Here is a 24,909-nt window from a genome sequence, read left to right as displayed (position 1 = left end):
TCAGGTGCTCGCTTTCGCTCGCGCTGACACGCTGGATCCCGGATCAGCGCGCAGCGTCGCTGCGCTTGTCCGGGATGACCGACTGAGAACCTGTCCACATGCCGAGGGCCGCGCGAGCGGCCCTTTTCAGTAGGTGTGGGTATGAGTGGGCAGTCCGTCTCAGGCGCTCAGAAGGTAGGACTGCATGGATGGACTGAAAAGCTGGAAGACATCGGCCTGCATGCCTTCGATCACCTTGCTTTCCCGGTGACGAAATCCGCTGTCCTGAACCACTTCGCGCATGGCCCGGTTGTCGGTGCGCACCACGGCGACCAGATGAGAGAAATAGGTGTTCTCGAAAAACCATTCGGACAGCGACCGGCACAGGCGTTTGGGCAGGTCCTGATCGCGCTCAAGCAGAGCGTGGCGCAGGCAATAGTTCAGGCTGATTTCAGAAGTCTCGCTGACCGGTGTGAACCCGGCCCAGCCCTGGAACGCCTCATCGGCCGAAATCGCCTTCCATTTCGCGAAGCCCAGATCGTCCTGTGTCTGCTGTGCGGACCGCACCAGTTCGGCGGCATCCACGACGGAGCAATTGGTTGAAAACTCCGTACACCGGTTTCCATAAGGATCGGAATGAAGGTCCTTGAGCAGATTGATATCGGCCGGAGCGAATGGGACAAGCCGCACCGAACCGCATTCGAGAAAGATCGTCTGCACAGTGTTCTCCCAGAATTGAAATCCACGCAGCGGGCACTGCCTCCGCAAAAGCGGCTCCGGCTGCGTACCGGATTTATGTAACCCTGAATTGTGCCATCCCCATGGCAGTCGCCAGCATACTGTCAAAAGAGGCAAAAATATATCCGCAGTACCAACAGGTTAAGGTGATACTTCCGCTGCACCGCACATCGGCGAAGTTGCCATTGTCATCTCATGAAAGGCGCTGAAATCGGTCCAGATTGATTTCGTCCGAAGGATCAACCCGTTGCCAGTCACCCATCTGATTCCGGAACCACGTCTCCTGCCGTTTCGCGTATTGCCGCGTTGCAACAGTGAGCCTGTGGATCGTTTCCGCGCGATCGGCCTCGCCCGCCAGAAAGGCGCCGATTTCCGGAACGCCGATGGCGCGCATGGCCGGCAGCGTGGGCGGCAAGCGTCGTTCCAGCAAGGCCCGCACTTCCGCAATCCCCTCTTCGGAAAGCATCAGCTCCGCGCGCCGTGCAATCCGCTCATGCAGCCACGGCCGCGGCGGAGCCAGCACGACGCGCTGGCACATCTCTGCCGCAAGCAGCGGCTCCGACTGATGCGCGCTCTGCCAGCGGGCCAGCGGCGTGCCGGTCGCCATCAGCACTTCCAGCGCCCGCGCAAGACGTTGTGGATCGCCAAGGCGTGCGGCCGTTTCCTCATCGCCCCGGGCGGCAAGTTCCCGGCGAAGCCCCTCGACTCCCTCCCTGTCGGCAAGGTCCCTGGCCTCCGCCCGAATGGCGTCGGGCACTTCGGGCATGTCGGCGAAGCCTTCCGTCAGCCCCTTGAAATAGAGCCCCGTGCCGCCGATCAGGATCGGCAGACGGCCCGCGTCACCGGCCGCCTGAAGCTCCCCGGCGGCAAGACGCAGCCAGGCGCCCGTGGAAAACGCGGTCGACGCCGGCAGCACCCCGTAGAGCCGGTGCGGAACCTCGGCCTCTTCTTCGGCAGAAGGCCGCGCGCTGACCACGCGCAGATCCCGATAGAGCTGCATGGAGTCGGCATTGATGATGACGCCATTCAACGATTTGGCCAGCGACAGCGCCAATGCGGACTTGCCGCTGGCCGTCGGCCCGGCTATCAGAATGGCGCGTTTGCCCAAAGCCTTTGTCCCGCTGCCTTTCAAGGAATCGTCCATGTCACTCGTCGCCACCTTGGTGTCCACACCAACAGCGCCCGCCGTCGATACGGACCTTGTCCGCAAGGCGTCCGACGCTCTTGGCGTATCGGGGACAACCACCGTTCTGACCCCCGGACTTGCAGCCGATATCCGGTTTTCAGGACAAGATACAAGCTCTGCGGCAGCGGAACTGCGCTCCGTCGTCGGCCAGGCTCCCGTTGACGTCTTTGTGCAGCCTGAGAGCGGCCGCCGCAAGCGCTTGCTGATCGCGGACATGGATTCCACCATGATTCGCCAGGAATGCATCGATGAGCTTGCCGCTGAACTTGGTCTGAAAGACCGGATTTCGGCAATCACGGAGCGGGCCATGCGCGGCGAGATCGAATTCGAGCCAGCCCTGCGCGAGCGCGTTGCCCTCCTGAAAGGCCTCCCGGTCTCGGCCATAGACACGGTTCTCAGCGAGCGCATCCAGCTTATGCCGGGCGGCCGCACCCTGGTACAGACCATGAAGGCGAACGGTGCCTATTGCGCGCTGGTCTCCGGCGGCTTCACCCATTTCACCAAGGTTGTCGCCAACATGATCGGCTTCGACGAGAACCAGGCCAACACGCTGCTGGAAGACACCGGCCTGCTGACCGGAGAGGTCCGGGAACCGATCCTGGGCAAGGACGCCAAGCGCGCCCGTCTCGAATACCTGGTCGCGGACCGGGGCCTGTCCCTGGAGGAAACCCTCGCAGTGGGTGACGGCGCCAACGATCTTGCCATGATCGAGCGCGCGGGCGCCGGCGTCGCCTACCGCGCCAAGCCGGCCGTTGCCGAAGCCGCCGATTTCCGCATCGATCACGGCGACCTGACCGCCCTGCTCTACCTGCAAGGTTACGCGGAACACGATTTCGTCCTGAGCTGACACCTGTCCGCAAATGCGATTGCGAGCAAACTCCGGAGACAAAAAGGGCGCCACACCGGGCGCCCTTTTCAATTTCGTCGAGGTCAGGCTACGGCCTATTCGTCCTCAATCCTGACAGGTACGAAGCGGACATCGCCGGACGGATTGGCCAGCAGCAGCAGCGCCGAACGCCGGCCGTCTTCCTTCAGCTTCTCGACCTGGGCTTCGACATCGGCCGGTGTCTCGACAGGTTCCTGGGCGACTTCCTTGATGACGTTGCCCGCAATGACCCGCTTTTCTTCGGCGGACGTGCCCGGCTCGACTTCGGTAACAACAACGCCGGTGACCCCTTCTTCGATGGAGAACTGCTTGCGCAGCGCATCGTCGAGCTCCGCCAGCATCATGCCCAGCACCTTGCTCTTTTCGGCGGGCTTGTCCTCCGGCTGGTCATCGGTGGTCGCGCTTGCTTCCTCGATCTCGTTCTCTTCCAGGCGTTCGAGCGTCACGCTGATGGTAACCTCTTCGCCCTTGCGCAGGACGATCACTTCGACGTCCTTGCCGATCGCCGTCTCGGCAACCATGCGCGGCAGTTCACGCATCGTCTCGACCTCGTTGCCGTCGAACCTGACGATGACATCGCCCGGCTCGACCTTTGCCTTGGCGGCAGGTCCATCGTCGGTCACGCCGGCGACAAGCGCGCCCATGGCCTCGTCCATGCCGAGGCTTTCCGCGATTTCGTCGGTGACTTCCTGAATGCGCACGCCGAGCCAGCCGCGGCGGGTTTCGCCGAATTCGCGCAGTTGCTCGATCACCCGGGTGGCGGTCTTGGCCGGAATTGCGAAACCGATGCCGATGGATCCGCCGGACGGCGAGATGATCGCCGTGTTGATGCCGATCACGTTGCCGTCCATGTCGAACAGCGGACCGCCGGAATTGCCCCGGTTGATGGAGGCGTCGGTCTGGATGAAGTTGTCGTAGGGTCCGGAATTGATGTCGCGGTTGCGGGCGGACACGATACCGACCGTCACCGTTCCGCCGAGGCCGAACGGATTGCCGATGGCCATCACCCAGTCACCCACGCGGATGGAGTCCGAATCGCCGAGCGAGACGGCCTTCAAGGGGGCTTCCGGCTCGACTTTCAGAACCGCAAGGTCGGTCTTTTCATCGGTACCGATGATTTCCGCCTTGAGTTTGGTGCCGTCATTGAAATTCGCGGTGATTTCATCCGCCCCTTCAATGACATGGTTGTTGGTGATGATAATGCCTTCGGTCCCGTCGACGACAAAGCCGGATCCCAGGGATTGCACACGGCGCGCCTGGTCTTCTCCGGGGTTCTGCCGGTTGAAGAATTCCTCGAAGAATTCCTGGAACGGCGAGCCGTCCGGCACTTCCGGCATCGGCACCGAGCGCCGGCCCTGCACGGTCTGGGCTGTGGAAATATTCACAACCGCATCCCCCAGGTCTTCGGCAAGGTCCGCTACGGAAACCGGCCCCTGGGCCCGGGCTGTATCGGCAGGCTGAAAGGCAGCCATTCCGCCAAGCAGGATGACTGCTGCCGCCATCGCGCCCCGGATCATCCGGCGGCGAATAAATTCTGGAGCCATAGGGCTTTCTCCTCATCCCAGCCTTGGACGTGCTGCTCGATTTGTTTGCACCGAGCAGTCAGCCGATGGGTTTCTACTGGTTATTGAACCAGAATATAGAACGGGCGGGACGTTTTTGCGCCTCCCGCCCGAAAACTTTTCGTTATCCGCGAATGATCCACACAAGAAACACGCCGATCACCGCCGCGACAAGGCCCGTCAGGCGCAAGGTCTGGTCAGGTGTCTCGAGCGCGCTGCGCATGATGGACTTCATGCCACCGGGCACGAGCGCGTAGAGAACACCTTCAAGCACCAGGACCAGGCCCAGCGCGGTCACCAGCTCGCTCATTGAGCGGCAAGTGACGGCGACCGGTCGGAGACCCCCTGACTGTCATTGTCATTCTTGGCCGAGGGCAGCACGCCCATCGGATCCTTGAAGAAGCGGAAGAAGCTGGAATCCGGAGACAGCACCAGGCTGGTGTCGCCCGACCGCAATCCGGCTTCATACGCCTGCATGGACCGGTAGAAGGCGAAGAACTCGGGATCCGCACCGAAGGCCTCGGCGAAGATCTTGTTCCGCTCCGCGTCACCCTCACCGCGCTTGATTTCCGAATCCCGCTTGGCTTCGGCCACCAGGACGGTTGCATCGCGGTCCGCGCGGGACCGGATTCGGCGGGCGGCTTCTTCACCCTGTGCGCGGATTTCCGTGGCTTCCTGCTGACGTTCCGTCTGCATCCGGGCGTAGATGGCCTGGGAGTTGGCATCCGGCAGATCCGCGCGGCGGATCTTCACGTCGATCACCTCGATGCCGAGTTCCTCGGCATTGGCATTGATATCCCGGCGGATGTTTTCCATCACGCCGGAACGGTCGTCCCGCACGAGGGCGGCGAAACTGGTACGGCCGATCTCGGAACGCAGGGAAGACTGAAGCAGGGTGGACAGACGCCGGTTGGCGGTCTGGACATTGGCGACGCGCTGGTAGAACAGGACCGGATCCGAGATCCTGTAGCGGGCGAACGCATCCACGATGAGGCGCTTCTTGTCCGAGGAAATCGGCTCGAGCGGCGGCATGTTCAGGTTCAGGACGCGCTTGTCCATGTAGACCACGTTCTGGATGAACGGATACTTGAAGTAGAAGCCCGGTGTGGTTTTAGGCTCTTCCACGATCCGCCCGAGCTGCAGGACCAGGGCCTGTTGGGTCGGGTTGACGATGAAGATCGACATGTAGCCGAGCACGGCCACGGCGATCAGGATGACTGCGAGAATACCACTGCGCATGATCAGTTTCCTCCGGTCCGTGCGGTCGTGGCGGAGTTGCCGCGTCCGTTCAGGTCATTGAGCGGCAGGAACGGCAGCACGCCAGATCCGGAGGACTCGCTATCAATGATGATCTTGTTGTTGGCTCCCAGGACTTTTTCCAGGGTTTCGAGATAGAGACGCTCCCGGGTGACACCCGGTGCCTTCACGTATTGTTCGTAGATCTTGGTGAAACGCTGGGACTGACCGGTCGCCTCGGCGATGGTCTGGTCCTTGTAGGCGTTGGCCGCTTCCTCGACCCGGGCCGCTTCACCGCGCGCTTCCGGTACGATCCGGTTGGCGTAGGCCGTGGCTTCGTTTCTGATTCGCTCTTCATCGGCGCGCGCCGCCTGAACGTCGCGGAAGGAGTCGATGACCTGTGCAGGCGGATCCACGCGCTGCATCTGCACCTCGGCGACCTCGATGCCCGCGCGGTACGAATCCAGCGTGGTCTGCATCAGGGTAACGACGTCATTCTGGATGGCGACGCGGTTTTCGGTCAGGATCGAATCGATGTTCGAGCCGCCAACCGCCTCACGCATTGCGCTCTCGGCGACCGCTTTCACGGTCAAGGCCGGGTCCTGGATGTTGAACAGGTAGTCGCTGATCCCCTCACGGGTGTTCTTGATGCGCCAGAGCGCCTTGAAGCCGACATCGATGATGTTCTCATCGCCGGTCAGCATCAGGCTTTCTTCCGGAACGTCCCGGGACCGGACCACGCCGGCGCTGCTGACGATTTCATCCACGCCAACGGTGGTTTCCCGCTGAAGCTCGACCTTGGGCCGGTAAACTTCCCCGACCGGATAAGGCCAGTTGTAGTTGAGGCCCGGAGGGGTCTGGTCGGTCACTTCACCGAGCACCAGTTCCACGCCCACTTCGCCTTCGTCGACGACATAGAAACCGGTCGCCAGCCAGCCGATCACGACCACGCCGATGACAATCAGGACACCGATGACACCGAGTCCGCCGCCGCCGCCGCCCGGCAGCACATTCTTCATGCGGTCCTGCGTGCGTTTCAGGAGCTCTTCCAGATCGGGGGGATTACCGCCGCCTCCCCGGTTCGATCCTCCTCCCCAGGGGCCGTTGTTGTTTCCACCGCCGCCCCAGGGGCCGCCGCCGTTTCCGCCACCTTTCCAGGGACCACCGCCACCTGACTGATTGCTCCAAGGCATCAATATTTCCTTCTGTGATGCCCGGCAGGCGCTGCCGGGCATGGGGGTTCACCCCTTCTGACTCACCGTTGGTTATAGGGAGGTTGCCGTCAGCTTTCAACGGCAAGCCCATCTCCCGAACCTCGACAAAAGCCTTAAATTTTCCCGCGCCGGAGGTGGGACCTGAAACAGGCCGTGTCAAGCCGTCCGGCACAATCAGCCGCCCCTAGCAGTCGGAATCTACCCGAATATCAGGGCCGGATCATGTCGATATGCGGAATCCCGTCCTGGAGATAGGTCTCAGAGGCGCGCCTGAAGCCCAGCGACCCGTAGAATTTTTCCAGGTGAGCTTGCGCCGTCACGTGGATCTCGCAGTCCGGCGCCAGTTCCTCCGCCTTGAGGATGCCCGCCTGCATCATCGACCTGCCCAGGCCGCCGCCCCTTGCCTCCTGCGCGATCACCACACGGCCGATCCGCGCGGAGGTGCGCTCAGGGTCGACAAACAGCCGGATCGCCCCAAGGAACGCGCCTGTTTGCCCGGACCGGACCAGACAATGCAGCGCTTCGGGATCCTTGCCGTCGATATCCGCGTAAAGTGAGGCCTGTTCCACAATGAACACGTCCTGCCGAAGCTTGAGCAGGTCATGGAGATCACGGCGATCCAGCTCGTCGAAGGCCGCCCATCTGAACTGGAGAGTGTCGTCTGGGGTCATCTGGTCTCTACCCGGCCTTGGCAATCCTGGCGGCGGTAGGTCACGAAGGTGAAATCCGCGCTGTCCCGGTCGGTGCGCTCGCCCTTCACACGGGCGGTCTCCCGCCACAGCGCCGGGTCGATTGCGGGAAAACAGGTATCGCCTTCGGGAGCCGCCTCCACCTCCGTGATCTCCAGCCGGTCGGCTGATGCCATCGCTTGCGCGTAGATCTGTCCGCCGCCGATGCACATGATCTCGTCAACGCCGAGGTCCGCTGCCAGAGCGGTCGCCCGTGCGATCGCGGCCTCCAGAGACGTTGCGGCTTCCGCGCCAGGAGGCGCATAATCCGGGTCGCGCGAGATGACCACATGCGGCCGCCCCGGCAGCGGTTTGCCGCCGAACGAAAGAAAGGTCTTGCGGCCAACGATCACCGGTTTGCCGAGCGTCAGCTTCTTGAAATGCTTCAGGTCGGACGACAGCTTCCAGGGCATGTCATTGTCCGCTCCGATAATTCCGTTCCGTGCCACCACGGCGATCAGGACAAGCTCGGGCAACAGCCCCTCCGAATCCGGTTTTCTTTTCCCAATGCGCCTCCTAGCATGATTCAGAACGGTCTTGGCAAATCGCCCCTCTTTTCGGGCCGGTGTCGGTTTTGGCCCCGGCCAGCCGTCCTTGCCGGTAACTAGGGTCGACAAGGGAGAAAACCGACCATGTCCGAGTTGATGGAAACCGTGCTCATCGAGCGCACCCGCGCGCTGATACCCGATACGTCCGTCGAGCAGAAGCGCATGTTCGGCGGCACCTGCTTCATGGTCAACGGCAACATGCTTGTATGCGTCTCCAGGCGCGGCCTGATGGCACGGGTCGGCAAGGAACAGGAGGCCGAGGCGCTTGCCCGGCCTCATGCCGCACAATGCAGGCCGACCGGCCGGCCGATGCCGGGCTTCATCCGGATCGAACCGGAGGGGATCGAGACCGACGACGACCTGCGGCACTGGGTCGAGATGGCCAGGGTCTATGTCTGCGCTCTGCCGCCCAAGGCACCAAAGCCGAAACGCATGAAATCCGGAAAGGCGGACCGATGACCGCCCCTGCGTTTCAACCGGGTACCTTCCGGTTCCTGAAGGATCTCGCCACCAACAATTCCAGGGACTGGTTCGACAGGAACAAGGCCGACTATCAGCGGCTGGTCAAGAAACCCGCGGACGCCTTCCGCGCCGGCCTTGCCGATGCGCTCGGCGACCTGACCGGCTGCGCAATCACTTCAAAACAGTTCCGCATCAACCGGGACCTGAGGTTCTCCAGCGACAAGACACCCTACAACACCCACATCCGCATGGCCTTCTGGCCGGCAAGCGCCGCATTTGAAGGCAAGGACGCGCAGCCGCCGGGATTTTTCCTGTCGATCGAGCCGGAGCACATCCGGCTGGGAACCGGCTGCATGGCATTTTCCAAACCGGTCCTTGGCGCCTATCTGACTGCTCTGGAGGCCGGCCGGGGCGGCGAAGTCACCAAGGTGCTGGATGCGGCCGGAAGCCGGGGGTTCAAGGTTTCCGATCCCGATCTGGTCAAGGTGCCGCGCGGTTTCCCGAAGGATCATCCGCACGCGGATCTTGCCAGGCGCAAGGGGCTCGCCGTCTGGCGGGATCTTCCGGACACGGGCACGGTTCAGGACGAAACCGCCATCGCCACACTCGTCAAGGCATGGGCGCCGGCCCTGCCGGTCTGGAGATACTTGTATGACTTGCAGGAAAAAGCTTGATCCAAAGCGCTTTGGAAACTATCAACTCACCATGTTCATTCGACCATGAAACGAGATGAGATGGCTTCTCCCAAAGACCTGGCCCAGCGCTTTCCAAAGGATTTCCTGTTTGGCGTGGCGACCGCCGCATATCAGATCGAGGGCGCTGCCGACGAGGACGGCCGCAAGCCGAGTATCTGGGACGCGTTTTCGAAAATGCCCGGCCGGGTCTTCCAGCGCCATTCCGGCGACGTTGCCTGCGATCACTATCACCTTTGGGAAAGCGATCTGGACCTGATCAAATCCCTTGGCGTCGACGGTTACCGGTTCTCCATCGCCTGGCCGCGGATCCTGCCGGAAGGGCGCGGTCCGGTGAACGAAAAGGGACTGGACTTCTACGATCGCCTGATCGACGGCATGATCGAACGCGGCCTCAAGGTCTATCCGACGCTCTACCACTGGGACCTGCCGCTGCTTCTGGCCGGTGACGGCGGCTGGACCGCCCGCAGCACGGCCGAGGCTTTCGCCGACTACACGGATGTCGTCGTCAGGCGCCTCGGCGACCGGATGGACGCGTTGGCGACCATCAACGAACCCTGGTGCATCTGCCATTTGAGCCATCTCTACGGCATTCACGCCCCGGGCGAGAAGAATGCAGAAGCCTTCGCCAAGGCGGTGCACACGCTGAACCTTGCCCATGGCCTCGCCACCCGGGCCGCCCGCGCCGTCCGCCCGGACCTGCCCATGGGCATCGTGATCAATGCCCACTCGATCTATCCGGCAACGCAGAAGCCGGAGGACAAGGCAGCTGCGGACCGTGCCTTCCTGTTCCACAACGACATCTTCTTCTCGCCGGTCTTTCAGGGAACCTATCACCCGGAGATCCTGTCAGCCTATGGCGACAGGATGGACATCCGCGATGGCGACATGGAGACCATCGGCCAGCCGCTCGACTGGTGGGGCCTGAACTATTACACGCCGATGCGCGTTTCCCACGACCCTGAAGCGGTGGACTATCCGCAGGCCCGCGCCAATCCGCCGGAACCGGGCCCGGAGCTCACGGATATCGGTTGGGAAGTCCATGAAAAGGGTCTGTCGGACCTGCTGAAAGAGCTTTATGCGCGCTACCGGCTGCCGGAGTGTTACATCACCGAAAACGGCGCCTGCTACAATGACGCTCTGGTGGACGGCATCGTCAGCGACCAGCGCCGCATCGACTATCTGGAACAGCATTTCGGCGCGGTGCTTGACGCCCGTGACGCAGGTGTTCCGGTCAAGGGCTATTTCCTCTGGAGCCTCATGGACAATTTCGAATGGGCCGAGGGCTACAGCATGCGCTTCGGGATCGTTCATGTCGATTACGACACCCAGGTCCGCACGCCGAAGGCCAGCGCGCACTGGTACCGGGATCTGGTCGTGGCGCACAAGGCATCACGATAGATCCGGTGTTCGAACGCCGGATCAAGGGCCCGTCCGTCATGACGGGCCGCCGGCCCTCCCCGGAATGAGGCTTGTCCGGCTGTTGCCCGGGCATCGATGCGCGAAAACCATGTCAGTGAGACAGGCTCAGGCTCAGGCTTCCCGCAGGTTCGCCAGGATGATTTCGCTCCACACCCGGGTCGGCGCAACCCAGGCGTTCCAGGCGTTGTAATTGCCCGAAAAGATCACCGCGGCCACATCCGCCTTTGGACAGAGCCAGAGCCGCTGACCGCCGTTGCCGAAGCCCGCGAACCATGGTGTCGGTCCGCCGAGCGCAGGAACCGGTGCCTGGCCGCAGAACCAGAAGTAGCCGTAGTCGGGGCCCTCTCCGGTCGCGATAACCGGCGTCAGCGCGGCTGCAATCCAGGCTTCCGGGACGAGACGGCGGCCCGCGTGCAAGCCATTGTTCAGGACCAGCCGGCCGATCTTCAACAGATCGGGCGCACTCAATCGCAGACCCGAGGCAGGTGAATGGGTCCCGTCCGGGCCGGCGCTCCATTCGAACCGCGTTATGTCCAGCGGACCGAACAGCACTTCGCGCGCAAGGTCGGGCAGCTTGCAGCCCGTTCCCGATTCAAGGATCGCGCCGATCAGAGCCGTCGCGCCGCCGCTGTAGATCCAGCGCGTTCCGGGATCCGCGACAAACGGGCGTTCCAGGATATAGCGGAGCCGGTCCGGGGCGCGTTCCATTGCGATTTCGCTGTTTTCCGGATCGGTATAGGGCCGGGTTTCGTCCCAGTCCATGCCAAGTGTCATGGTCAGCGCGTGCTCGACGGTGAGCCGTTTGCGTTGCGGGTCTTCGGCCAGGTCCTCATAACCCGGAAACAGGGCGAGCAGCGGCGTATCGAGCCGGGGGACGTCGCCGCGTTCGAGCGCGATGCCGTAGAGCAGGCTGACGATGCTCTTTGAAACGGAGCGCAGGTCATGCAGCGTCTGCGCGTCGAAACGCACCTCGCCCAGGGGCACGCCCCAATTTTCGTCCGGGCCGGTCCCGTAGCTTTCCAGCACGGTCTCGCCGCCCCGTTCCGCCAGCACCGCATGAAGATGCGGCAGAAGCCCGGAATCGACCCCCGCGCAGAGCTTGCGGCCAATTCCCGTGTCGAAGCCGCGGTTTTCAGCAGCAAGTGCGTGGGGAGACAGGGAAACACCGTTCGCGGAGACCATTGTGTGCAATTCCTTTCGTCAAATGCGGTCCACAATGAGGCTCCCAGACACGAAACGCGAGTATATTCTGGCCGCCGGCGGCGCCGTTTCCGGCCTTGGTCTTGACCTTCCAGCCGCTGGAACCACCATTGTTGCAGCGGGGTGGCATCAACGTGCAGTCCGGGAGGTTCGACAAGGTGAATCGCAGATCGTTTCTGAAGGCCTCCGTGGCCGGGTGCGCGAGCATGCTGGCACCCGCGTTGTCCATGGCACAGTCAGATGACGGCTTTTTTGAGCTCACGGCGGAAAAAGGCCGGGCTCGGCTGTATGGCAAGGACGGCGGCCTTTCGGACCTGTGGCTCTATAACGGCCGATTGCCCGGCCCGGACATCCGGGTAACGCGCGGGCAGCGTGTCCGGGTCCGCTTCATCAACAAACTGGACGAGCCGACCTCCGTGCACTGGCACGGCATCCGCATCGACAACGTCATGGACGGCGTCGCCGGCCTGACGCAACCAGCGGTCAAACCCGGCGACAGTTTCGATTACGATTTCGTAGTGCCCGATGCCGGCACCTACTGGTACCACGCCCACACAATGAGCTGGAACCAGGTGCCGCGCGGACTTGCGGGCCCCCTGATTGTCGAGGAGAACGAACCGGCGTTCGATCCATCACTCGACATCACCATGATGCTGAACGATTGGCGGCTCGACGACAACGGTGTTCTGGAAACCGGCAGTTTCGGTGCGAGACACGATTTCTCCCACGCCGGCCGGCTCGGCAACTGGCTGACGATCAACGGGGATTCCATGCCGCAGATCCCGCTGCAACAGGGACGCTGGCACCGGTTGCGCCTGATCAACAGCTCCGCCTCACGCGTACTGGATATCGCCCCGTCCCGCTTCGGTGCCAGGGTGATGGCCCTGGACGGCCAGAGCTTCAACGTCCCCCGCGACATCGCCGGCACGGTCCGGCTGGCGCCGGCGCAGCGCATGGACCTGGTGATGCGGCCGGAAGAGACCGGAGACATTGCCTTCGAAACCATGACCGGCAAGCCGTTCACCTTCGCGACCTTCAAGGTGGGCGCTGCAACGGCGACTGACCGTCCCTTGAGCATGCCGCCGGCAAATACCCTGCCGGAACCGGACCTCGAAACCGCCCGGATCCTGCCTCTCGACATGGCGGGCGGCGCCATGGGCGGCATGCGCGGCATGATGACGGGCAGAACGGAAGACGATCTGCGGAAAATGATGCAGGACGGCCTGTTCTGGGCCTTCAACGGCAAGGCCGGCATGGATGAAACGCCCATGTTCACCGCCGCGCGCGGCGAAACCATCGTTCTGGAAAGCCGCAACGACACAGCTTTTGCCCACGCGATCCATCTACACGGCCATCATTTCCGGGTGCTGGAACGCAACGGTGAAAAGCTGGAAAATCCGGACTGGCGCGACACTTTCACGACCGAACCGGACGAGACCGTGAAGATCGCCTTCGTCGCCGACAATCCCGGCAAGTGGCTGATCCACTGCCACATGCTCGGCCACGCGGCCTCCGGCATGATGTCGTGGTTCGAGGTGGGCTGACCCCGTGAGCGTTACACCGCGATCGGCGCCGAAATATGCGGGTGCGGATCGTAGCCGGTCAGTTCGAAGTCTTCGAACCTGAACGCGAACAGGTCGGTGACCGCCGGATTGATCTTCATCTGCGGCAGCGGCCTCGGCGACCGCGTGAGCTGTTCGCGCGCCTGATCGAAGTGGTTGGAATACAGATGCGCATCGCCGAGCGTGTGCACGAAGTCGCCCGGTTTCAGGCCCGTCACCTGGGCGACCATCATGGTCAGCAGCGCATAGGAGGCAATGTTGAAGGGAACGCCCAGAAACACGTCCGCGGAGCGCTGATAAAGCTGGCAGGAAAGCTTGCCGTCGGCCACGTAGAACTGGAACAGGGCGTGGCAGGGCGGCAGCGCCATTTCGTCGACCAGCGCCGGGTTCCAGGCCGACACGATCAGCCGGCGGCTTTCCGGATTGGTGCGGATCATTTCCAGCAGGTTGGCAATCTGGTCGATGGAACGGCCGTCCAGCGCCGGCCAGGAGCGCCACTGGTAGCCGTAGACAGGTCCGAGTTCACCGTTTTCGTCGGCCCAGTCGTCCCAGATCTTCACCCCGTTTTCCTTGAGGTAGCCGATATTCGTGTCGCCGGCGAGAAACCAGAGCAACTCGTGGATGATCGATCTCAGGTGCAGCTTCTTGGAGGTGACCAGTGGAAAGCCCGCGGACAGGTTGAACCGCATCTGGTGACCGAAGAGCGACCGCGTTCCGGTTCCCGTCCGGTCTCCCCGGTCGATGCCCTCGTCCAGGATTTTCTGCATGAGGTCGAGATACTGCTGCACGGGTCCGGCCTTTGATCATTTGCTCTTGAGACTGCTGGTAATGTCGCAGATTTTCGCGAAAACGCAGCCCTTCACGCGGACTTTCCCCAGGTTGCCTTGCGACGCTGCGGTTCCTGACCGATTGAGCCGGCGAACTGTCCGGCATGCGACATCCCCCTTTCATTTCAGCTCCAAAGCCCCTATATCAGGGATGCTGGTTCGCCAGCTACGGCAATAAACTGTCAGTGCAATAAACCTATCGGACCCGGGGGCGGTACCCGGCGCCTCCACCCAAGCCCATGCGGCCAACATACGGAAATGTCATGGGTTTCGGCGGGGGCGAAATAGGATCGACGAGGGCGTAAAGACTGGTCTTTTGCTCGGCATTGTACCACCGTTATCGGGCTATTCTAGTAGTTGCAAATGACAACTATGCTATGGACAACGCTGTCGCTGCGTAACGCAGTGCCGGTAGTCCACCAAGTCCCGTAGGGTAGCACCTTCAGGCGGGGTCCGGAGGCACCTGGCAACAGAAGCCTCCACTTTCTCTCCCCCGAAATTCCCGCGGCCGGTCCCGCCAGTGCAGGCAGAGGCAATCCTGTGCGCGAACGCCACAATAATCTGGGTTCACCTGGAAAAGAGCCTTTTCTTTTTGACCCCGGACCGTCAAAGTGTTCGGGATAAACGACATTCCCAGCGAGATTCGACGAAACCTGATGTCTGAAGACCTTCTGCGATACGACATACTGATCCAGGACGCGCTGCGTGGCGCCGTCAAGAAAATACTTGCCGAAGTCGGACGCACCGGACTGCCCGGAGACCATCACTTCTACATCGCTTTCGACACCAATGCGCCCGGCGTGCGCATCTCGCAGCGTCTGAAAGAACGCTATCCGCAGGAAATGACCATCGTGCTTCAGCACCAGTTCTGGGACCTCGCCATCGGTGAGCATGCCTTCGAAGTCGGTCTTTCCTTCGGTGGCGTTCCGGAAAAACTGCTGGTGCCGTACTCGGCTATCAAGGGTTTCTTCGACCCGTCGGTGCAGTTCGCCCTCGAATTCGATCCGGGCAAGACGGCCGAAGAGCTTCCCGAAGAACTGCTGGAGGCCGTCGAGGAACTTGCCAAGGCCGAGCAGGAGCATGCCGACGGCCAGTCCAAGGCGGACGCGGCGAATGCCGGCAAGGAAGCCGCGGGCGAGCAATCCAACGACAAGGATGCCGCGGCTGTGCAAACGTCCGACAGCGAGGGCGGCGGCGAAGTCGTCTCTCTGGACGCGTTCCGCAAGAAACCCTAACGTCATGGGCTCATGAATGAGCGCGGATATCATCAATCTGCGCATGGCGCGCAAACACAAGAAGCGTGAGGCCGGCGACAAGGCGGCCGAAGACAACAGGCGCCTGTATGGCCGCTCGAAGGCCGATCGCGAGGCCGCGCGCCGCCGCCGCGAAGACCTTGAAACCCATGTCGACAGTCACCGTCTCGAAAACCCCGGCCCCTCCGGGGACAAGGACAGGGAGTGAACCGGCATGGCGTTGGTCAAACGCTCGCTATCCCTCCACGGTCACCGCACGAGTCTGGCGCTGGAACCTGAATTCTGGGATGTGGTGGACGGTTATGCCGACGCCCGGCACCGCTCTCTTGCAACCGTGATTGCCGAAATCGACGACAGCCGCGATCCGCAGGATCCGCTGTCCTCCGCCGTCAGGGTGTGGGCGCTCACTCTTGTAAAATCCACATGAACTGACACCGAAGCAAGACCGGCCGCGCTCTCCGGGTCCACCGACTATTGCGGCGCGCCGGGCAACAGCAGAGGCCCGCCGACATCTCGGGTGATCAGATCTTCAATCGAAACGGGCGGCTCGAGCGGAGGCAGGCCGCTCGCCGGCTTGGCGGATGGCGACGAGGGGATCGATGCGGTGCTCGATGTATCCAGCAAGTCACGGATACGATTCGCGAACGGCACCGCCGGCAATTCCACGCCGCTGTGCCGCTGCGGTGTCTTCGCCCGGGGCGTGCTCTGGGGAATATCCTGAGGAGTATCCTGGGGCAGCAGACTGGTGTTGTCCTGTTCCCCCGGCTCCTGCCGGGCGTCCCCCGAAGACCCTTGTTCAAGCCGCAGGCGGTCCTTTTCCGCCTCGTCCGCCGCAATGCGCGCACGGCGCGCCTCTGACTGCCTTTGCCGCTTCAGTTCGCGCACCAGACGATCCCTTTCCAGGATTTCGGCCTGAAGCTTTTCCACCCGCTCGACCTCCTGTTCGAAAGCGCGCAGGGTGAGATAGGCGGTGAACGGCGCGATATCGATGCGGCGAACCGGCTGCTCGATCGGCCCGGAGAACAGGAGACCGACCTGGGGTTCGGCTCCGGTGACGGCATCATCCCCCGGATCGACGGTCAGCGAGAAATCGGCATCGAGCTCATGGGTCCCGAGATCCAGTTCTGCCGAACCGAAAATCTCGGCCCGCTGCGCGTCCACCACCACGTTGCGGGCGCTCAACCGGCCGCCCACCAGTGTGAGCGTGCCGTCGACACGCTGGAACGGCAGGCTGCCCGCAGCCATGTGACTGACAAAGACCTCGCGGATCCGTTCGTCTTCAAGATCGAGCCCTGAATCCACCGCCCGCGTCACCAGCGGGAAAGCATTGGGATTGAGGCCCCGGACCTCGCCGTTTTTCATCGCGAAGGTGCCACCGCCGCTGAGCCCGGTGGCAATGGCGGAGATCGACCGGCCGGCCCCCTCGAATTCAAGGAAGAGGTCGAGCGTTCCCGAAGCGACGGCCCTGCCCTCGCGCCTCCAGAACAATTGCCGCATGTCGGCGTCGTCCAGCTTGACCCTTCCGGACATGGCGGCCTCCGCCTCCGTCCTGCGGATCGAAAGGCTGCCATTGAGTTCCCCGCCCGCAAACGCACCGGTCAGACCGTCCAGACGCATGCGCGACGGCGACAGGCGCAGCTCGCCGCGCGGCGCGGTCACCGCGCTCTCCCCGTCCAAGAGCAGCCGCGCCGCCTGGAAATCGAGCGTCACGTCGAAGCCATCCAGGAGCGGCGCCCCAAACGGTGCCGACGGCCACACACTCGATCCGTCGCCAGCGGCAAACCACTGGTCCGGACCCAGCACGAGTTCCGACAAGCCGCGCAAGTCGGCCTGGCTGACTTCAAGCTCGCCGGTAAAGCGTCGGTTGCGTTCACCCGGAGCCGGTTCCAGATCGCCTTCCAGCCTCGCCTTGAATTGGGTCTCGCCGAACGCTCCCTCGGCTTTGCCGATGGTCAGCGCGCTGCCGACGCCGTCCAGATCCACGGCAAGTCTTGCCGGGATTGTCCCCGTCATCACGGGCAGAATGCGCCCGGCCATCAGTGCCAGGGGAGCAAGGTCGTCCGTTTCGGCCGCCAGCGACAGCCGGTATTCCGGCCTGGCATCCTCTTCAAGCGTGAGGCTGCCGTTCGCGTCGAACTGCGAGGCCCCCACGGCCGCCGTCAGATCCACCGACAGACCCTGTTCCGGAACACCGCTCGCGGTGATGGCAAGCCGGCCGGTGCCCGCAGCCTCCACGGGGATGACGTCAAAACCGAGCTGCTGCAGCATCCTGCCGCCATCCGGTCCGCTCAATCCAAGTGAAAGATCTATGTCCGCGGCGTGCCAGTCATCGACGCGGCCCTTGAGTGCCGCTTGCAGCGACGCCTCGGCGTCACCGGCCGTGCCATCAAGGCTGAGCGTCATATCGGTCGCATCGTTGACGGCGGCGGCCGTCAGGCTGGCATCGAACCTGGCCGGGACAAGACTTGCCGCGGCCCGTTCAAGACGCTCCACAAAAACCGTTCCCGGAAAGACGCTGGCCGCAAGGGCCACCAGCCCGGAAAGGTCACGGGCATCGAGCGTTCCGGCAACGGCGCCCTCCGGCGCGGACAGCAGATTGCGGATTTCGCCATCGACATCGATGCGTGCTCCCGCCAGGTCCTCTGCGAACAGGCGGTCGATGCGCAGGCCGCCGTCGGAATATTCCGCCTCGAGTGAAAGGCCCTCTCCTTCCACGCCGCGGGCAACCACTTGCCGGGCCCGCAGCCGCACCGACACGTCCAGGCCCGTGGTATCGCCGGAGCCGCCTGCCTCTGCCTGCCGGGGCCGAACCAGGGCTGCGAGGCCTTCGATCTGGTCGAGATCGAGACGGTCGGCATCGAGGCTGAGCGAAAACACCGAATTGACGCTGCGCTGCTTGCGATAGGCAAGCCCGCCGCGCGCCTCCGCTCCGGCGAGCGTCAGCCGCAGATTGTCAAGTGCCGCGCCTTCCGGAACGAGGTTCAGACGCCCTTCCAGGGATACCGGATCCATGGCACTGACACCAAGGTCCTCCTGGCGCCACCAGCTCAGCAGGGACCCGGGCTGGTCGGAACTGACCGACACGGCGCCGCGATAGGTCAGCGCGGGCTCGAGGCCGAGATCCCCCTGGGTCGCGACCATGGTGCGTCCCGGCAGACGCCCGGCGAGGCGGGCAATCCGCCAGCCGCCCAGCATGGTCTCAAGATCGAGCCGCACATTCTGGATGATACCGCCCCCGGCGACCAGCGCCGGCACATCCATGGAAATCACGCCATCGACAGGCGGCAGCGGCACGGCCCGCAACGCGGCGATCAACTGACTTCCAGCCGCGTCGATCTGTACCGGTGCCTGTGGCCCGCCACCGAGCAGCCGGTCGAGGTCGATCTGCTTGGACCTGGCACGAATTTCAAACCGCTTGTCGCCGGCATAAACCAGATCCGCGTTTCCCGTCATGCTGAGCCGGCGGTCTTCCGGTCCATAGCGGAACTCGAAGTCCGGCACCGCGACCTCGGCAATATCGGCCGTGAACTGCCCTTCGGCACGCCACTCGTTGCGATCGTCCTCGTCCAGGTCCACGGAGGCGATGGTGAACCGCCCGTCGAAGGCGGGCGCGGCATCAGCTTCCTGCAGCATGCCGTCAAAGGCGAAATTGACCGGCCTGTCGGTGGGGGTCACCTCCCCCTTGATCCGTATGCCGGCATCGTCCTGGGCCTTGCCCGTCGCCAGACTGACGGTATAGGGCGCACCATTCAGGGTCAGGCTTCCAGATGCCTTGAACGGACCGGTCAGCGTGCGGGCCGATACGGACAGATTGCCGTTGTCGATGCGATGGGTTTCCCCCGAACGGGCATCGACGATCGACAGGGCACCGTCGCGGATCGTGACCTTGTCGAAGGCCAGGTCCTGCGGTGCGAATTTGGCGAGGGCCCCGTCGGAGGTCATCGCGGTGAGCCAGTCCAGACGGCCTTCCTCGTCCAGGGCGAGGGACAGGTGCGGGCGGTCCAGCTCCATGTCGACGACGCGGATCTCCCCCTTGAGCAAAGGCGGCAGTTCGACGCGCATGTCGAATTTCGACACCACCAGAAGCGGGTCCTCCGCTTCACCGACCCGGACGTCGGAAAAGCTGATCGAAGGCGCAGGCAGAAGCCTGAGGTCCGCCTCGCCCAGCACCGTCACCCGGTGACCGAGCGCGCGCTCCGCATAGGTTTCGAACGTGGACCGGTAATTGGTCCAGTCGACAAAGAACGGCCCCACCAGTGCTGCAACCAGCACCAGGATCACGGTAATTCCCAAAGTGATGTAGAAGGAGTTCAGGCCATGTCTCCTTGTTCTGCGATGTCACCGGAAACCATACCGGACAGGTTTACCCCATCGCCGCTGCACTGCAAACACGGTTTCACCATCACCGGCCCGCAACGGCCATTCCGGCGGGCGGCACTCCGGTTCGAGCATCGTGAGCTGATTCGATACAATATCATGACTGCGGCAGGATCTTGCCCGGATTCATGATATTGTCCGGGTCCAGCGCCTGCTTCAGGGACCGCATCACCTCCAGGGCCTCGCCGTGCTCGTGGGCCATGTATTTCTGCTTTCCCTGACCGACACCATGTTCGCCGGTGCAGGTCCCCCCCATATCGATCGCCCTGAGCGCCAGCCGCCCGACGAAGGCCTCGGTTCTGCGCCGTTCCTCGGCATCGTCGAGGTTGACCAGTATCTGGACATGAAAATTGCCGTCTCCGACATGCCCCACGATCGGCGCCAGGAACCCTTCGGTGCGAATATCCTCGGCCGTTTCCGCGACACAATCGGCGAGCCGCGAAATCGGCACGCAAACATCCGTCACCATGATATCGGCCTCCGGGTTCAAGGTCTTGCCGGCCCAGTAGGCGTCGTGCCGGGCCGCCCAAAGCCTGGTCCGCTCCTCTGCGGCGGTGGCCCACTTGAACGGGCCGCCGCCGAATTCCCCGGCGATTTCCGAAAATGTTTCCGACTGTTCGCGGACACCGGCTTCCGAACCGTGAAATTCAAGAAACAAGGTCGGCGTCTCGGCCAGATCCAGCTTGGAATAGGTGTTGCAGGCCCGGATCTGCATCGCATCCAGGAGTTCGATACGGGCAACCGGAAGCCCCATCTGGATGGTCGTGATGACCGCGTTGCAGGCAGCGGCGATGTCCGGAAACGTGCAGATGCCTCCTGAAATGGCTTCCGGCTGGCCATGCAGGCGCAGGGTCAGTTCGGTTATCACGCCGAGTGTGCCTTCCGAGCCCACATAAAGCCGCGTGAGATCATACCCGGCCGACGATTTCCTGGCCCGGCCGCCGGTCTTGATAATGCGTCCGTCGGCGGTCACCACGGTCAGCCCGAGCACGGCGTCCTTCATCGTCCCGTAACGCACGGCGTTGGTCCCGGAGGCACGGGTCGCCGCCATGCCGCCGACCGTCGCGTCGGCGCCCGGATCGATCGGGAAAAACAGCCCCGTGTCCCTGATGTAGCTGTTCAACTGCTTGCGCGTCACTCCGGCTTGTACCCGGCAGTCGAGATCCTGATCGTTCACTTCCAGAACCGCGTTCATGCGCGACAGATCGATCGAGATGCCGCCGAAAGGCGCGTTGAGATGTCCTTCAAGGGAAGACCCGGCACCGAACGGAATAACCGGAACCTTGTGCTCCGCGCAAAGCCGCACCACGTCCGCCACTTCTTGCGTGGATTCGGCGAAAACCACAGCGTCGGGCGGCTGGTTCTCAAGCCAGGTGGTGGTGTGTCCGTGCTGCTGCCTCAGCGCAGGCGACGTGGCACAGCGGTCCTGAAACCGGTCCTTGAGTTTCGAAATGACCGCTGCGGTCGCCCCATGTGTGTCCACCGCCAGCGCTTCGTCCGGCGCATTTGCCAATTCCGGCATGTTCACTCCTCCCATGCACGGCATTGGCCGTGCGGTAACAACCTGAATATGTTAGCCCAAATCCGATTGGTCAAAGCCGTAACGGCCTTTGTGTCCTGAAACCTGATACCACCGGGAGAAGATCGATGACAGTACGTTGGAAGACGGAACCGGTCGAAAGTGAAATCATGACGGTCCGGGAGGACTGGATCGACTACAACGGTCATCTGAACATGGCCTATTACAACGTGCTCTTCGATACTGCTGTCGACAATGTCTTTCAGCGGATCGGTCTGGGTCCCGATTATGTCAAAACCCGTGGGGCATCGTTTTTCACGGCGGAAGTTCATGTGTGCTACGTGCGCGAACTGGAGGCGGGCGCGCCGGTGGTGGTGACGTTGCAGTTGATCGATTTTGACGAAAAGCGCGCCCATTTCTATCAGGAACTGCGTCACGCCGAGGACGGCTGGCTGTCGGCGACCTCCGAGCAGATGAGCCTGCACGTCGACATGAACGCCCGCAAGGTAAGCCCCTGGCCCGAAGACATTCATGCGGGCCTGACCGCGCTCGCCGAAGCCCATGCCGGCTTGCCCCGTCCGGAACGCGCCGGACGGCATATCGAAATCCGGGAAAAGCCCTGATTGTCCACATTCCCAGGGTCAAAACCCCACAAACTACGTAAACAGGGCAGCGCATTCGATTGCAGACCTGTTCTTTCGGGCTGGCTCTGTCACAATGCAGGCTCGAAAGAACGCGACGCCCCATCGATCGAGTCTGATGCGCAAGATACTGGAAACAGCCGGTCAGCTTCCCGAAATCCTCACCGGCTGGATAACGCCGAATCTGCGTCAGTACCGGGCAAGCCGGATGCACGTCGTCTGGATCCTGGCTGTCTTCGTCGGCGCGTTGGTTGCGCTCGCGGCGATTGCCTTCCGAACGGCGATCGGGCTGTTCCAGTGGCCGTGGCTGGGCACGACGACCGAATTGACCTGGCAGGCCGCCGCCGGCCAGCCCTGGTGGGTCATCGTGCTGGCACCCGCAGCGGGCGGTCTGGTGGTTGGCTGGATCCTGCAGAGATTTCATCCGCAGAAACGGGCCGGTGCCGTCGCCGATGTCATCGAGGCGCGCGCCAATGGCGGACGGGGTCTGCCGCTGAAATCAGGCCTCTGGTCGGCACTTGTGACCACGATTTCGCTCGGAAGCGGGGCCAGCGCCGGGCGTGAAGGCCCCGTCGTCCATCTCGGAGCGACCCTGGGCACCGCCGTCTGCAGCTATTTCAGCCTGCCGGATTCCGCAAGGCGCGTTATTCTGGGCTGCGCGGTCGCAAGCGCGGTCTCCGCCTCGTTCAACGCGCCTATCGCGGGCGTGCTCTTTGCCCATGAAGTCGTGCTCGGTCATTATGCGGTGTCCGCTTTCGTGCCGATCGTTCTGGCATCGGTCATGGGCACCCTGCTGTCCCGGCTCTGGTTCGGCGATATCGCCGCCTTCGAGATCCCGGCCTACGAAATCACGTCCTATCTGGAAATCCCCGCCTTCGCCCTGCTCGGCCTTGCTTGCGCGGCCGTTGCAATCATTTTCCAGTTTGCGCTCATCGGGACAGACTGGATCGCCCGCAACATCACCATGCCGCTGTGGCTGCGCCCGGCCATCGGCGGCCTGATGGTCGGAACCCTCGGCGTATTCTTTCCAGGCATCCTGGGCGTCGGCTACGAGGCGACCGATCTCGCCCTGAAGCATTCCCTGTCCATCACCACCTTGCTGGCACTGCTCGTGGTGAAGACGGCAGCGACGGCGATCACGCTGGCATCGCGATTCGGCGGCGGCATATTCTCGCCTTCCCTCTACCTTGGGGCCATGACCGGGGGCGCCTTCGGCCTGATCGCGGCCGCGGTTTTCCCGGAGATGGCGTCAAGCCACGGTCTCTACGCCATTCTCGGAATGGGCGCCGTTGCCGCCGCCGTGCTCGGGGCCCCCTTCTCGACCACGGTGATCGTGTTCGAACTGACCGGCGGCTACGCCCTGTCGATCGCCCTGCTCCTGTCGGTGTCGATCGCCACCGGACTGACGCAAGCGGTTCACGGCAAGTCCTATTTCCATTGGCAGCTCGGAATGCGCGGCTGCTTCGTGAACGAAGGTGTCCACCAGTTCCTGAGCGAAAAGGTCAAGGTCCGCGATTTCATGGATCCGCCGCCGGAGACCGAGGAGGAGCGCACCTTCAATCCCGGCGAGGACGGACCCTACCTGCACGAGACCGACACTTTGGAAAGCGCCCTGAAAAGCTTCGATTCCTGTGGCTTGTCCGCCCTGCCCGTGGTCCGCAAAGGCGATGCGACCCGCATCATAGGCATCGCCAGACATGTGCGGGGACTGCGCTATTTCAATGCGGCCCTGATCAATGCGACCCGCGAAGAGCACAGTTGATCCGCTCCGGACGTTTCGAGGCGTTTCAGAACCTGGACGGATCGGTCGCCAGCACCTTGCCCGCGTAACGATGGGAGGTGCGCCCCTTCAGGCGCATTTGCAGATCTTTCTGCGCCATGTGGATCTGGGCCTGGCGCCCTTTCAGACCCGGCAGGCTGAACAGGTCCGGCCCGGTCCACGGCACGAAGGGATTGCGGCGCAGAGATCCGTAAAGCCCGATCCTGACCGAAGGCCGGTCGCTTGCGGCGCGGGCGTGGAAGCCATGCGTATCGGCAACCACCAGAGAATTTCCCGGCACCGCGAACCGCACGGGCTCGCCATACTTCAGCCGGCCGAATTCTTGGGAAGTCAGGCGGAAGGAACCGCCCGCGTGGTTCCCGTTTTTCGCCGAAGCGGCCGCCAGGCTCTGTTCGCGTTCCCATTCCAGCCGTTCGGGCGTCATGCGGTGTGAGCCCGGGACGTAGCAGAAGGGCCCTTCGCGATCATCTATATCGTAAAGAAAGAACCAGGCTTTCGCGGTCGGATGGAACGTGTCGGAATGAAATGCCGTCTGCGGATCCGCCTTGCGTTTTCCGTCCGGGTTCGTCATCACGATGTGCAGATAGACCAGCGGGTCACTGTTGGTGGCCCCCACATAGCGCAAGCCGTTCTGGAAGGGATGGCTCCAAACGGCCGACTTCAGATACGGCAGATCCTCGAGCACCTTCGGCGGCAGGGGAATAAAGCGCGTGACGGCGTTGCCCTGGCGCATGTCCCAGGCATCGAACGGCGTTGTCTCGATTTCCCGGCGCAGCCCGGCAATGTCCGCATCCGGCAGAAGATCGTGTGTCACGATGAAACCGTCGCGCTGGTAAGCTGCGCGCTGTTCCTCGCTCACCAGGGACGCCAGCCTTGCCCGCCTGGCATCCGCCATCTGCTCGGCCAGTCTGACGCGTTTCACATGCAGCCCGGCCTCGTTGAGCCGGCGGCTGCCAATGAGGGGATTGTCACGAAAGGACTTGGCCCCCGTGGCCAGCTCGGCTGCGTAAAGGGGCATCTTGAGAACGTCTGCCGCGCGCATTCGGAACCTCGGATATCAATTTTCAGCTGCAACATGGACCATGGCCGGGGTCGCC

Annotated in this window: 23 protein-coding genes and 1 other RNA gene; 11 read left to right on the top strand and 13 right to left on the bottom strand. The window is 62.9% G+C overall.

Annotation, left to right across the window (positions count from 1 at the left end; translation table 11 throughout):
- Positions 1 to 159: 159 nt before the first annotated feature.
- Complete coding sequence (locus AC0VX3_RS10060) at positions 160 to 699, bottom strand: GNAT family N-acetyltransferase (RefSeq protein WP_475524591.1); 540 nt, start codon at positions 697 to 699, stop codon at positions 160 to 162.
- Between the two features lie 211 nt (positions 700 to 910).
- A complete protein-coding gene (gene miaA / locus AC0VX3_RS10055) occupies positions 911 to 1,861 on the bottom strand; it encodes a tRNA (adenosine(37)-N6)-dimethylallyltransferase MiaA (RefSeq protein ID WP_475525161.1) in 951 nt (316 codons plus the stop codon).
- On the opposite strand from miaA, the gene serB reads away from it, so the two are divergent.
- Positions 1,860 to 2,750, top strand: a complete 891-nt coding sequence (gene serB / locus AC0VX3_RS10050; RefSeq protein WP_475524590.1) for a phosphoserine phosphatase SerB — start codon at positions 1,860 to 1,862, stop codon at positions 2,748 to 2,750. The genes miaA and serB overlap by 2 nt on opposite strands.
- A gap of 95 nt (positions 2,751 to 2,845) precedes the next feature.
- On the opposite strand, the gene AC0VX3_RS10045 is transcribed toward serB, so the two are convergent.
- The 6 genes from AC0VX3_RS10045 to AC0VX3_RS10020 form a co-directional block, all read right to left on the bottom strand.
- The gene (locus AC0VX3_RS10045) at positions 2,846 to 4,333 is read right to left on the bottom strand and encodes a Do family serine endopeptidase (RefSeq protein WP_475524589.1); all 1,488 of its coding nucleotides are present in this window, start codon (positions 4,331 to 4,333) and stop codon (positions 2,846 to 2,848) included.
- A 142-nt stretch (positions 4,334 to 4,475) separates the two neighbouring features.
- Entirely contained in the window at positions 4,476 to 4,661 is a 186-nt protein-coding gene (locus tag AC0VX3_RS10040; protein ID WP_342891941.1) for a DUF2065 domain-containing protein, read from the bottom strand.
- Positions 4,658 to 5,590, bottom strand: coding sequence for a protease modulator HflC (hflC, locus tag AC0VX3_RS10035; protein ID WP_475524588.1), 933 nt, complete (start codon positions 5,588 to 5,590; stop codon positions 4,658 to 4,660). Before hflC ends, AC0VX3_RS10040 begins: the two co-directional genes overlap by 4 nt.
- Before the next feature lie 2 nt (positions 5,591 to 5,592).
- Positions 5,593 to 6,780: an FtsH protease activity modulator HflK gene (gene hflK / locus AC0VX3_RS10030; RefSeq protein WP_475524587.1), complete on the bottom strand. Its 1,188-nt coding sequence runs from the start codon at positions 6,778 to 6,780 to the stop codon at positions 5,593 to 5,595.
- Positions 6,781 to 7,010: 230 nt separating this feature from the next.
- Positions 7,011 to 7,472, bottom strand: a complete 462-nt coding sequence (locus AC0VX3_RS10025) for a GNAT family N-acetyltransferase (protein WP_475524586.1) — start codon at positions 7,470 to 7,472, stop codon at positions 7,011 to 7,013.
- Entirely contained in the window at positions 7,469 to 8,005 is a 537-nt protein-coding gene (locus AC0VX3_RS10020; protein ID WP_475524585.1) for a dihydrofolate reductase, read from the bottom strand. Before AC0VX3_RS10020 ends, AC0VX3_RS10025 begins: the two co-directional genes overlap by 4 nt.
- A gap of 156 nt (positions 8,006 to 8,161) precedes the next feature.
- Here AC0VX3_RS10020 and AC0VX3_RS10015 point away from each other — a divergent pair, with 156 nt between their 5' ends.
- Genes AC0VX3_RS10015 through AC0VX3_RS10005 form a run of 3 tightly spaced genes read left to right on the top strand, consistent with a single transcriptional unit; the run spans position 8,162 to position 10,632 of the window.
- A complete protein-coding gene (locus AC0VX3_RS10015) occupies positions 8,162 to 8,536 on the top strand; it encodes a TfoX/Sxy family protein (protein WP_475524584.1) in 375 nt (124 codons plus the stop codon).
- Positions 8,533 to 9,213 (top strand): DUF2461 domain-containing protein, encoded by a 681-nt coding sequence (locus AC0VX3_RS10010; RefSeq protein ID WP_475524583.1) that lies wholly within the window; start codon positions 8,533 to 8,535, stop codon positions 9,211 to 9,213. Before AC0VX3_RS10015 ends, AC0VX3_RS10010 begins: the two co-directional genes overlap by 4 nt.
- A 60-nt stretch (positions 9,214 to 9,273) precedes the next feature.
- On the top strand, positions 9,274 to 10,632 hold the full coding sequence (locus tag AC0VX3_RS10005) for a GH1 family beta-glucosidase (RefSeq protein ID WP_475524582.1): 1,359 nt from the start codon (positions 9,274 to 9,276) through the stop codon (positions 10,630 to 10,632).
- 132 nt (positions 10,633 to 10,764) lie between these two features.
- Here the strand turns inward: AC0VX3_RS10005 and AC0VX3_RS10000 are convergent, their stop codons facing one another.
- Complete coding sequence (locus tag AC0VX3_RS10000) at positions 10,765 to 11,835, bottom strand: serine hydrolase domain-containing protein (RefSeq protein ID WP_475524581.1); 1,071 nt, start codon at positions 11,833 to 11,835, stop codon at positions 10,765 to 10,767.
- 176 nt (positions 11,836 to 12,011) lie between these two features.
- On the opposite strand from AC0VX3_RS10000, the gene AC0VX3_RS09995 reads away from it, so the two are divergent.
- Positions 12,012 to 13,397 (top strand): multicopper oxidase family protein, encoded by a 1,386-nt coding sequence (locus AC0VX3_RS09995; protein WP_475524580.1) that lies wholly within the window; start codon positions 12,012 to 12,014, stop codon positions 13,395 to 13,397.
- An 11-nt stretch (positions 13,398 to 13,408) separates the two neighbouring features.
- Here the strand turns inward: AC0VX3_RS09995 and AC0VX3_RS09990 are convergent, their stop codons facing one another.
- On the bottom strand, positions 13,409 to 14,203 hold the full coding sequence (locus AC0VX3_RS09990) for a thymidylate synthase (protein ID WP_475524579.1): 795 nt from the start codon (positions 14,201 to 14,203) through the stop codon (positions 13,409 to 13,411).
- A gap of 153 nt (positions 14,204 to 14,356) precedes the next feature.
- Here AC0VX3_RS09990 and ssrA point away from each other — a divergent pair.
- The 4 genes from ssrA to AC0VX3_RS09970 all read left to right on the top strand — a co-directional run bounded on the left by ssrA (position 14,357) and on the right by AC0VX3_RS09970 (position 15,922).
- Positions 14,357 to 14,726, top strand: a transfer-messenger RNA (tmRNA) gene (gene ssrA / locus AC0VX3_RS09985).
- Between the two features lie 172 nt (positions 14,727 to 14,898).
- Positions 14,899 to 15,477, top strand: coding sequence for an SspB family protein (locus tag AC0VX3_RS09980; protein ID WP_475524578.1), 579 nt, complete (start codon positions 14,899 to 14,901; stop codon positions 15,475 to 15,477).
- 16 nt (positions 15,478 to 15,493) lie between these two features.
- On the top strand, positions 15,494 to 15,703 hold the full coding sequence (locus AC0VX3_RS09975) for a DUF4169 family protein (RefSeq protein WP_475524577.1): 210 nt from the start codon (positions 15,494 to 15,496) through the stop codon (positions 15,701 to 15,703).
- 6 nt (positions 15,704 to 15,709) lie between these two features.
- Entirely contained in the window at positions 15,710 to 15,922 is a 213-nt protein-coding gene (locus tag AC0VX3_RS09970; RefSeq protein ID WP_342891928.1) for a ribbon-helix-helix domain-containing protein, read from the top strand.
- A 44-nt stretch (positions 15,923 to 15,966) separates the two neighbouring features.
- On the opposite strand, the gene AC0VX3_RS09965 is transcribed toward AC0VX3_RS09970, so the two are convergent.
- Positions 15,967 to 19,776, bottom strand: coding sequence for an AsmA family protein (locus AC0VX3_RS09965; protein WP_475524576.1), 3,810 nt, complete (start codon positions 19,774 to 19,776; stop codon positions 15,967 to 15,969).
- Positions 19,777 to 19,969: 193 nt separating this feature from the next.
- The gene (locus AC0VX3_RS09960; RefSeq protein ID WP_475524575.1) at positions 19,970 to 21,394 is read right to left on the bottom strand and encodes an FAD-binding oxidoreductase; all 1,425 of its coding nucleotides are present in this window, start codon (positions 21,392 to 21,394) and stop codon (positions 19,970 to 19,972) included.
- A gap of 125 nt (positions 21,395 to 21,519) precedes the next feature.
- Here AC0VX3_RS09960 and AC0VX3_RS09955 point away from each other — a divergent pair, with 125 nt between their 5' ends.
- Both AC0VX3_RS09955 and AC0VX3_RS09950 read left to right on the top strand, forming a co-directional pair.
- A complete protein-coding gene (locus AC0VX3_RS09955; RefSeq protein ID WP_475524574.1) occupies positions 21,520 to 22,014 on the top strand; it encodes a thioesterase family protein in 495 nt (164 codons plus the stop codon).
- 136 nt (positions 22,015 to 22,150) lie between these two features.
- Positions 22,151 to 23,794 (top strand): chloride channel protein, encoded by a 1,644-nt coding sequence (locus tag AC0VX3_RS09950; RefSeq protein WP_342891924.1) that lies wholly within the window; start codon positions 22,151 to 22,153, stop codon positions 23,792 to 23,794.
- Between the two features lie 25 nt (positions 23,795 to 23,819).
- Here the strand turns inward: AC0VX3_RS09950 and AC0VX3_RS09945 are convergent, their stop codons facing one another.
- Positions 23,820 to 24,854, bottom strand: coding sequence for a phytanoyl-CoA dioxygenase family protein (locus AC0VX3_RS09945; RefSeq protein ID WP_475524573.1), 1,035 nt, complete (start codon positions 24,852 to 24,854; stop codon positions 23,820 to 23,822).
- Positions 24,855 to 24,909 lie beyond the last annotated feature (55 nt).

The organism is Roseibium sp. QJM3NY_11 (genome assembly GCF_056173175.1).
This window is presented reverse-complemented; position numbering and strand designations above follow the sequence as displayed.

Coding starts and splice junctions, on each gene's coding strand:
- serB (WP_475524590.1), top strand. CDS start 1,860: ATGTCACTCGTCGCCACCTTGGTGTCCACACCAACAGCGCCCGCCGTC.
- miaA (WP_475525161.1), bottom strand. CDS start 1,861: ATGGACGATTCCTTGAAAGGCAGCGGGACAAAGGCTTTGGGCAAACGC.
- AC0VX3_RS10045 (WP_475524589.1), bottom strand. CDS start 4,333: ATGGCTCCAGAATTTATTCGCCGCCGGATGATCCGGGGCGCGATGGCG.
- AC0VX3_RS10040 (WP_342891941.1), bottom strand. CDS start 4,661: ATGAGCGAGCTGGTGACCGCGCTGGGCCTGGTCCTGGTGCTTGAAGGT.
- hflC (WP_475524588.1), bottom strand. CDS start 5,590: ATGCGCAGTGGTATTCTCGCAGTCATCCTGATCGCCGTGGCCGTGCTC.
- hflK (WP_475524587.1), bottom strand. CDS start 6,780: ATGCCTTGGAGCAATCAGTCAGGTGGCGGTGGTCCCTGGAAAGGTGGC.
- AC0VX3_RS10025 (WP_475524586.1), bottom strand. CDS start 7,472: ATGACCCCAGACGACACTCTCCAGTTCAGATGGGCGGCCTTCGACGAG.
- AC0VX3_RS10015 (WP_475524584.1), top strand. CDS start 8,162: ATGTCCGAGTTGATGGAAACCGTGCTCATCGAGCGCACCCGCGCGCTG.
- AC0VX3_RS10010 (WP_475524583.1), top strand. CDS start 8,533: ATGACCGCCCCTGCGTTTCAACCGGGTACCTTCCGGTTCCTGAAGGAT.
- AC0VX3_RS10005 (WP_475524582.1), top strand. CDS start 9,274: ATGGCTTCTCCCAAAGACCTGGCCCAGCGCTTTCCAAAGGATTTCCTG.
- AC0VX3_RS10000 (WP_475524581.1), bottom strand. CDS start 11,835: ATGGTCTCCGCGAACGGTGTTTCCCTGTCTCCCCACGCACTTGCTGCT.
- AC0VX3_RS09980 (WP_475524578.1), top strand. CDS start 14,899: ATGTCTGAAGACCTTCTGCGATACGACATACTGATCCAGGACGCGCTG.
- AC0VX3_RS09975 (WP_475524577.1), top strand. CDS start 15,494: ATGAGCGCGGATATCATCAATCTGCGCATGGCGCGCAAACACAAGAAG.
- AC0VX3_RS09970 (WP_342891928.1), top strand. CDS start 15,710: ATGGCGTTGGTCAAACGCTCGCTATCCCTCCACGGTCACCGCACGAGT.
- AC0VX3_RS09960 (WP_475524575.1), bottom strand. CDS start 21,394: ATGCCGGAATTGGCAAATGCGCCGGACGAAGCGCTGGCGGTGGACACA.
- AC0VX3_RS09955 (WP_475524574.1), top strand. CDS start 21,520: ATGACAGTACGTTGGAAGACGGAACCGGTCGAAAGTGAAATCATGACG.
- AC0VX3_RS09950 (WP_342891924.1), top strand. CDS start 22,151: ATGCGCAAGATACTGGAAACAGCCGGTCAGCTTCCCGAAATCCTCACC.
- AC0VX3_RS09945 (WP_475524573.1), bottom strand. CDS start 24,854: ATGCGCGCGGCAGACGTTCTCAAGATGCCCCTTTACGCAGCCGAGCTG.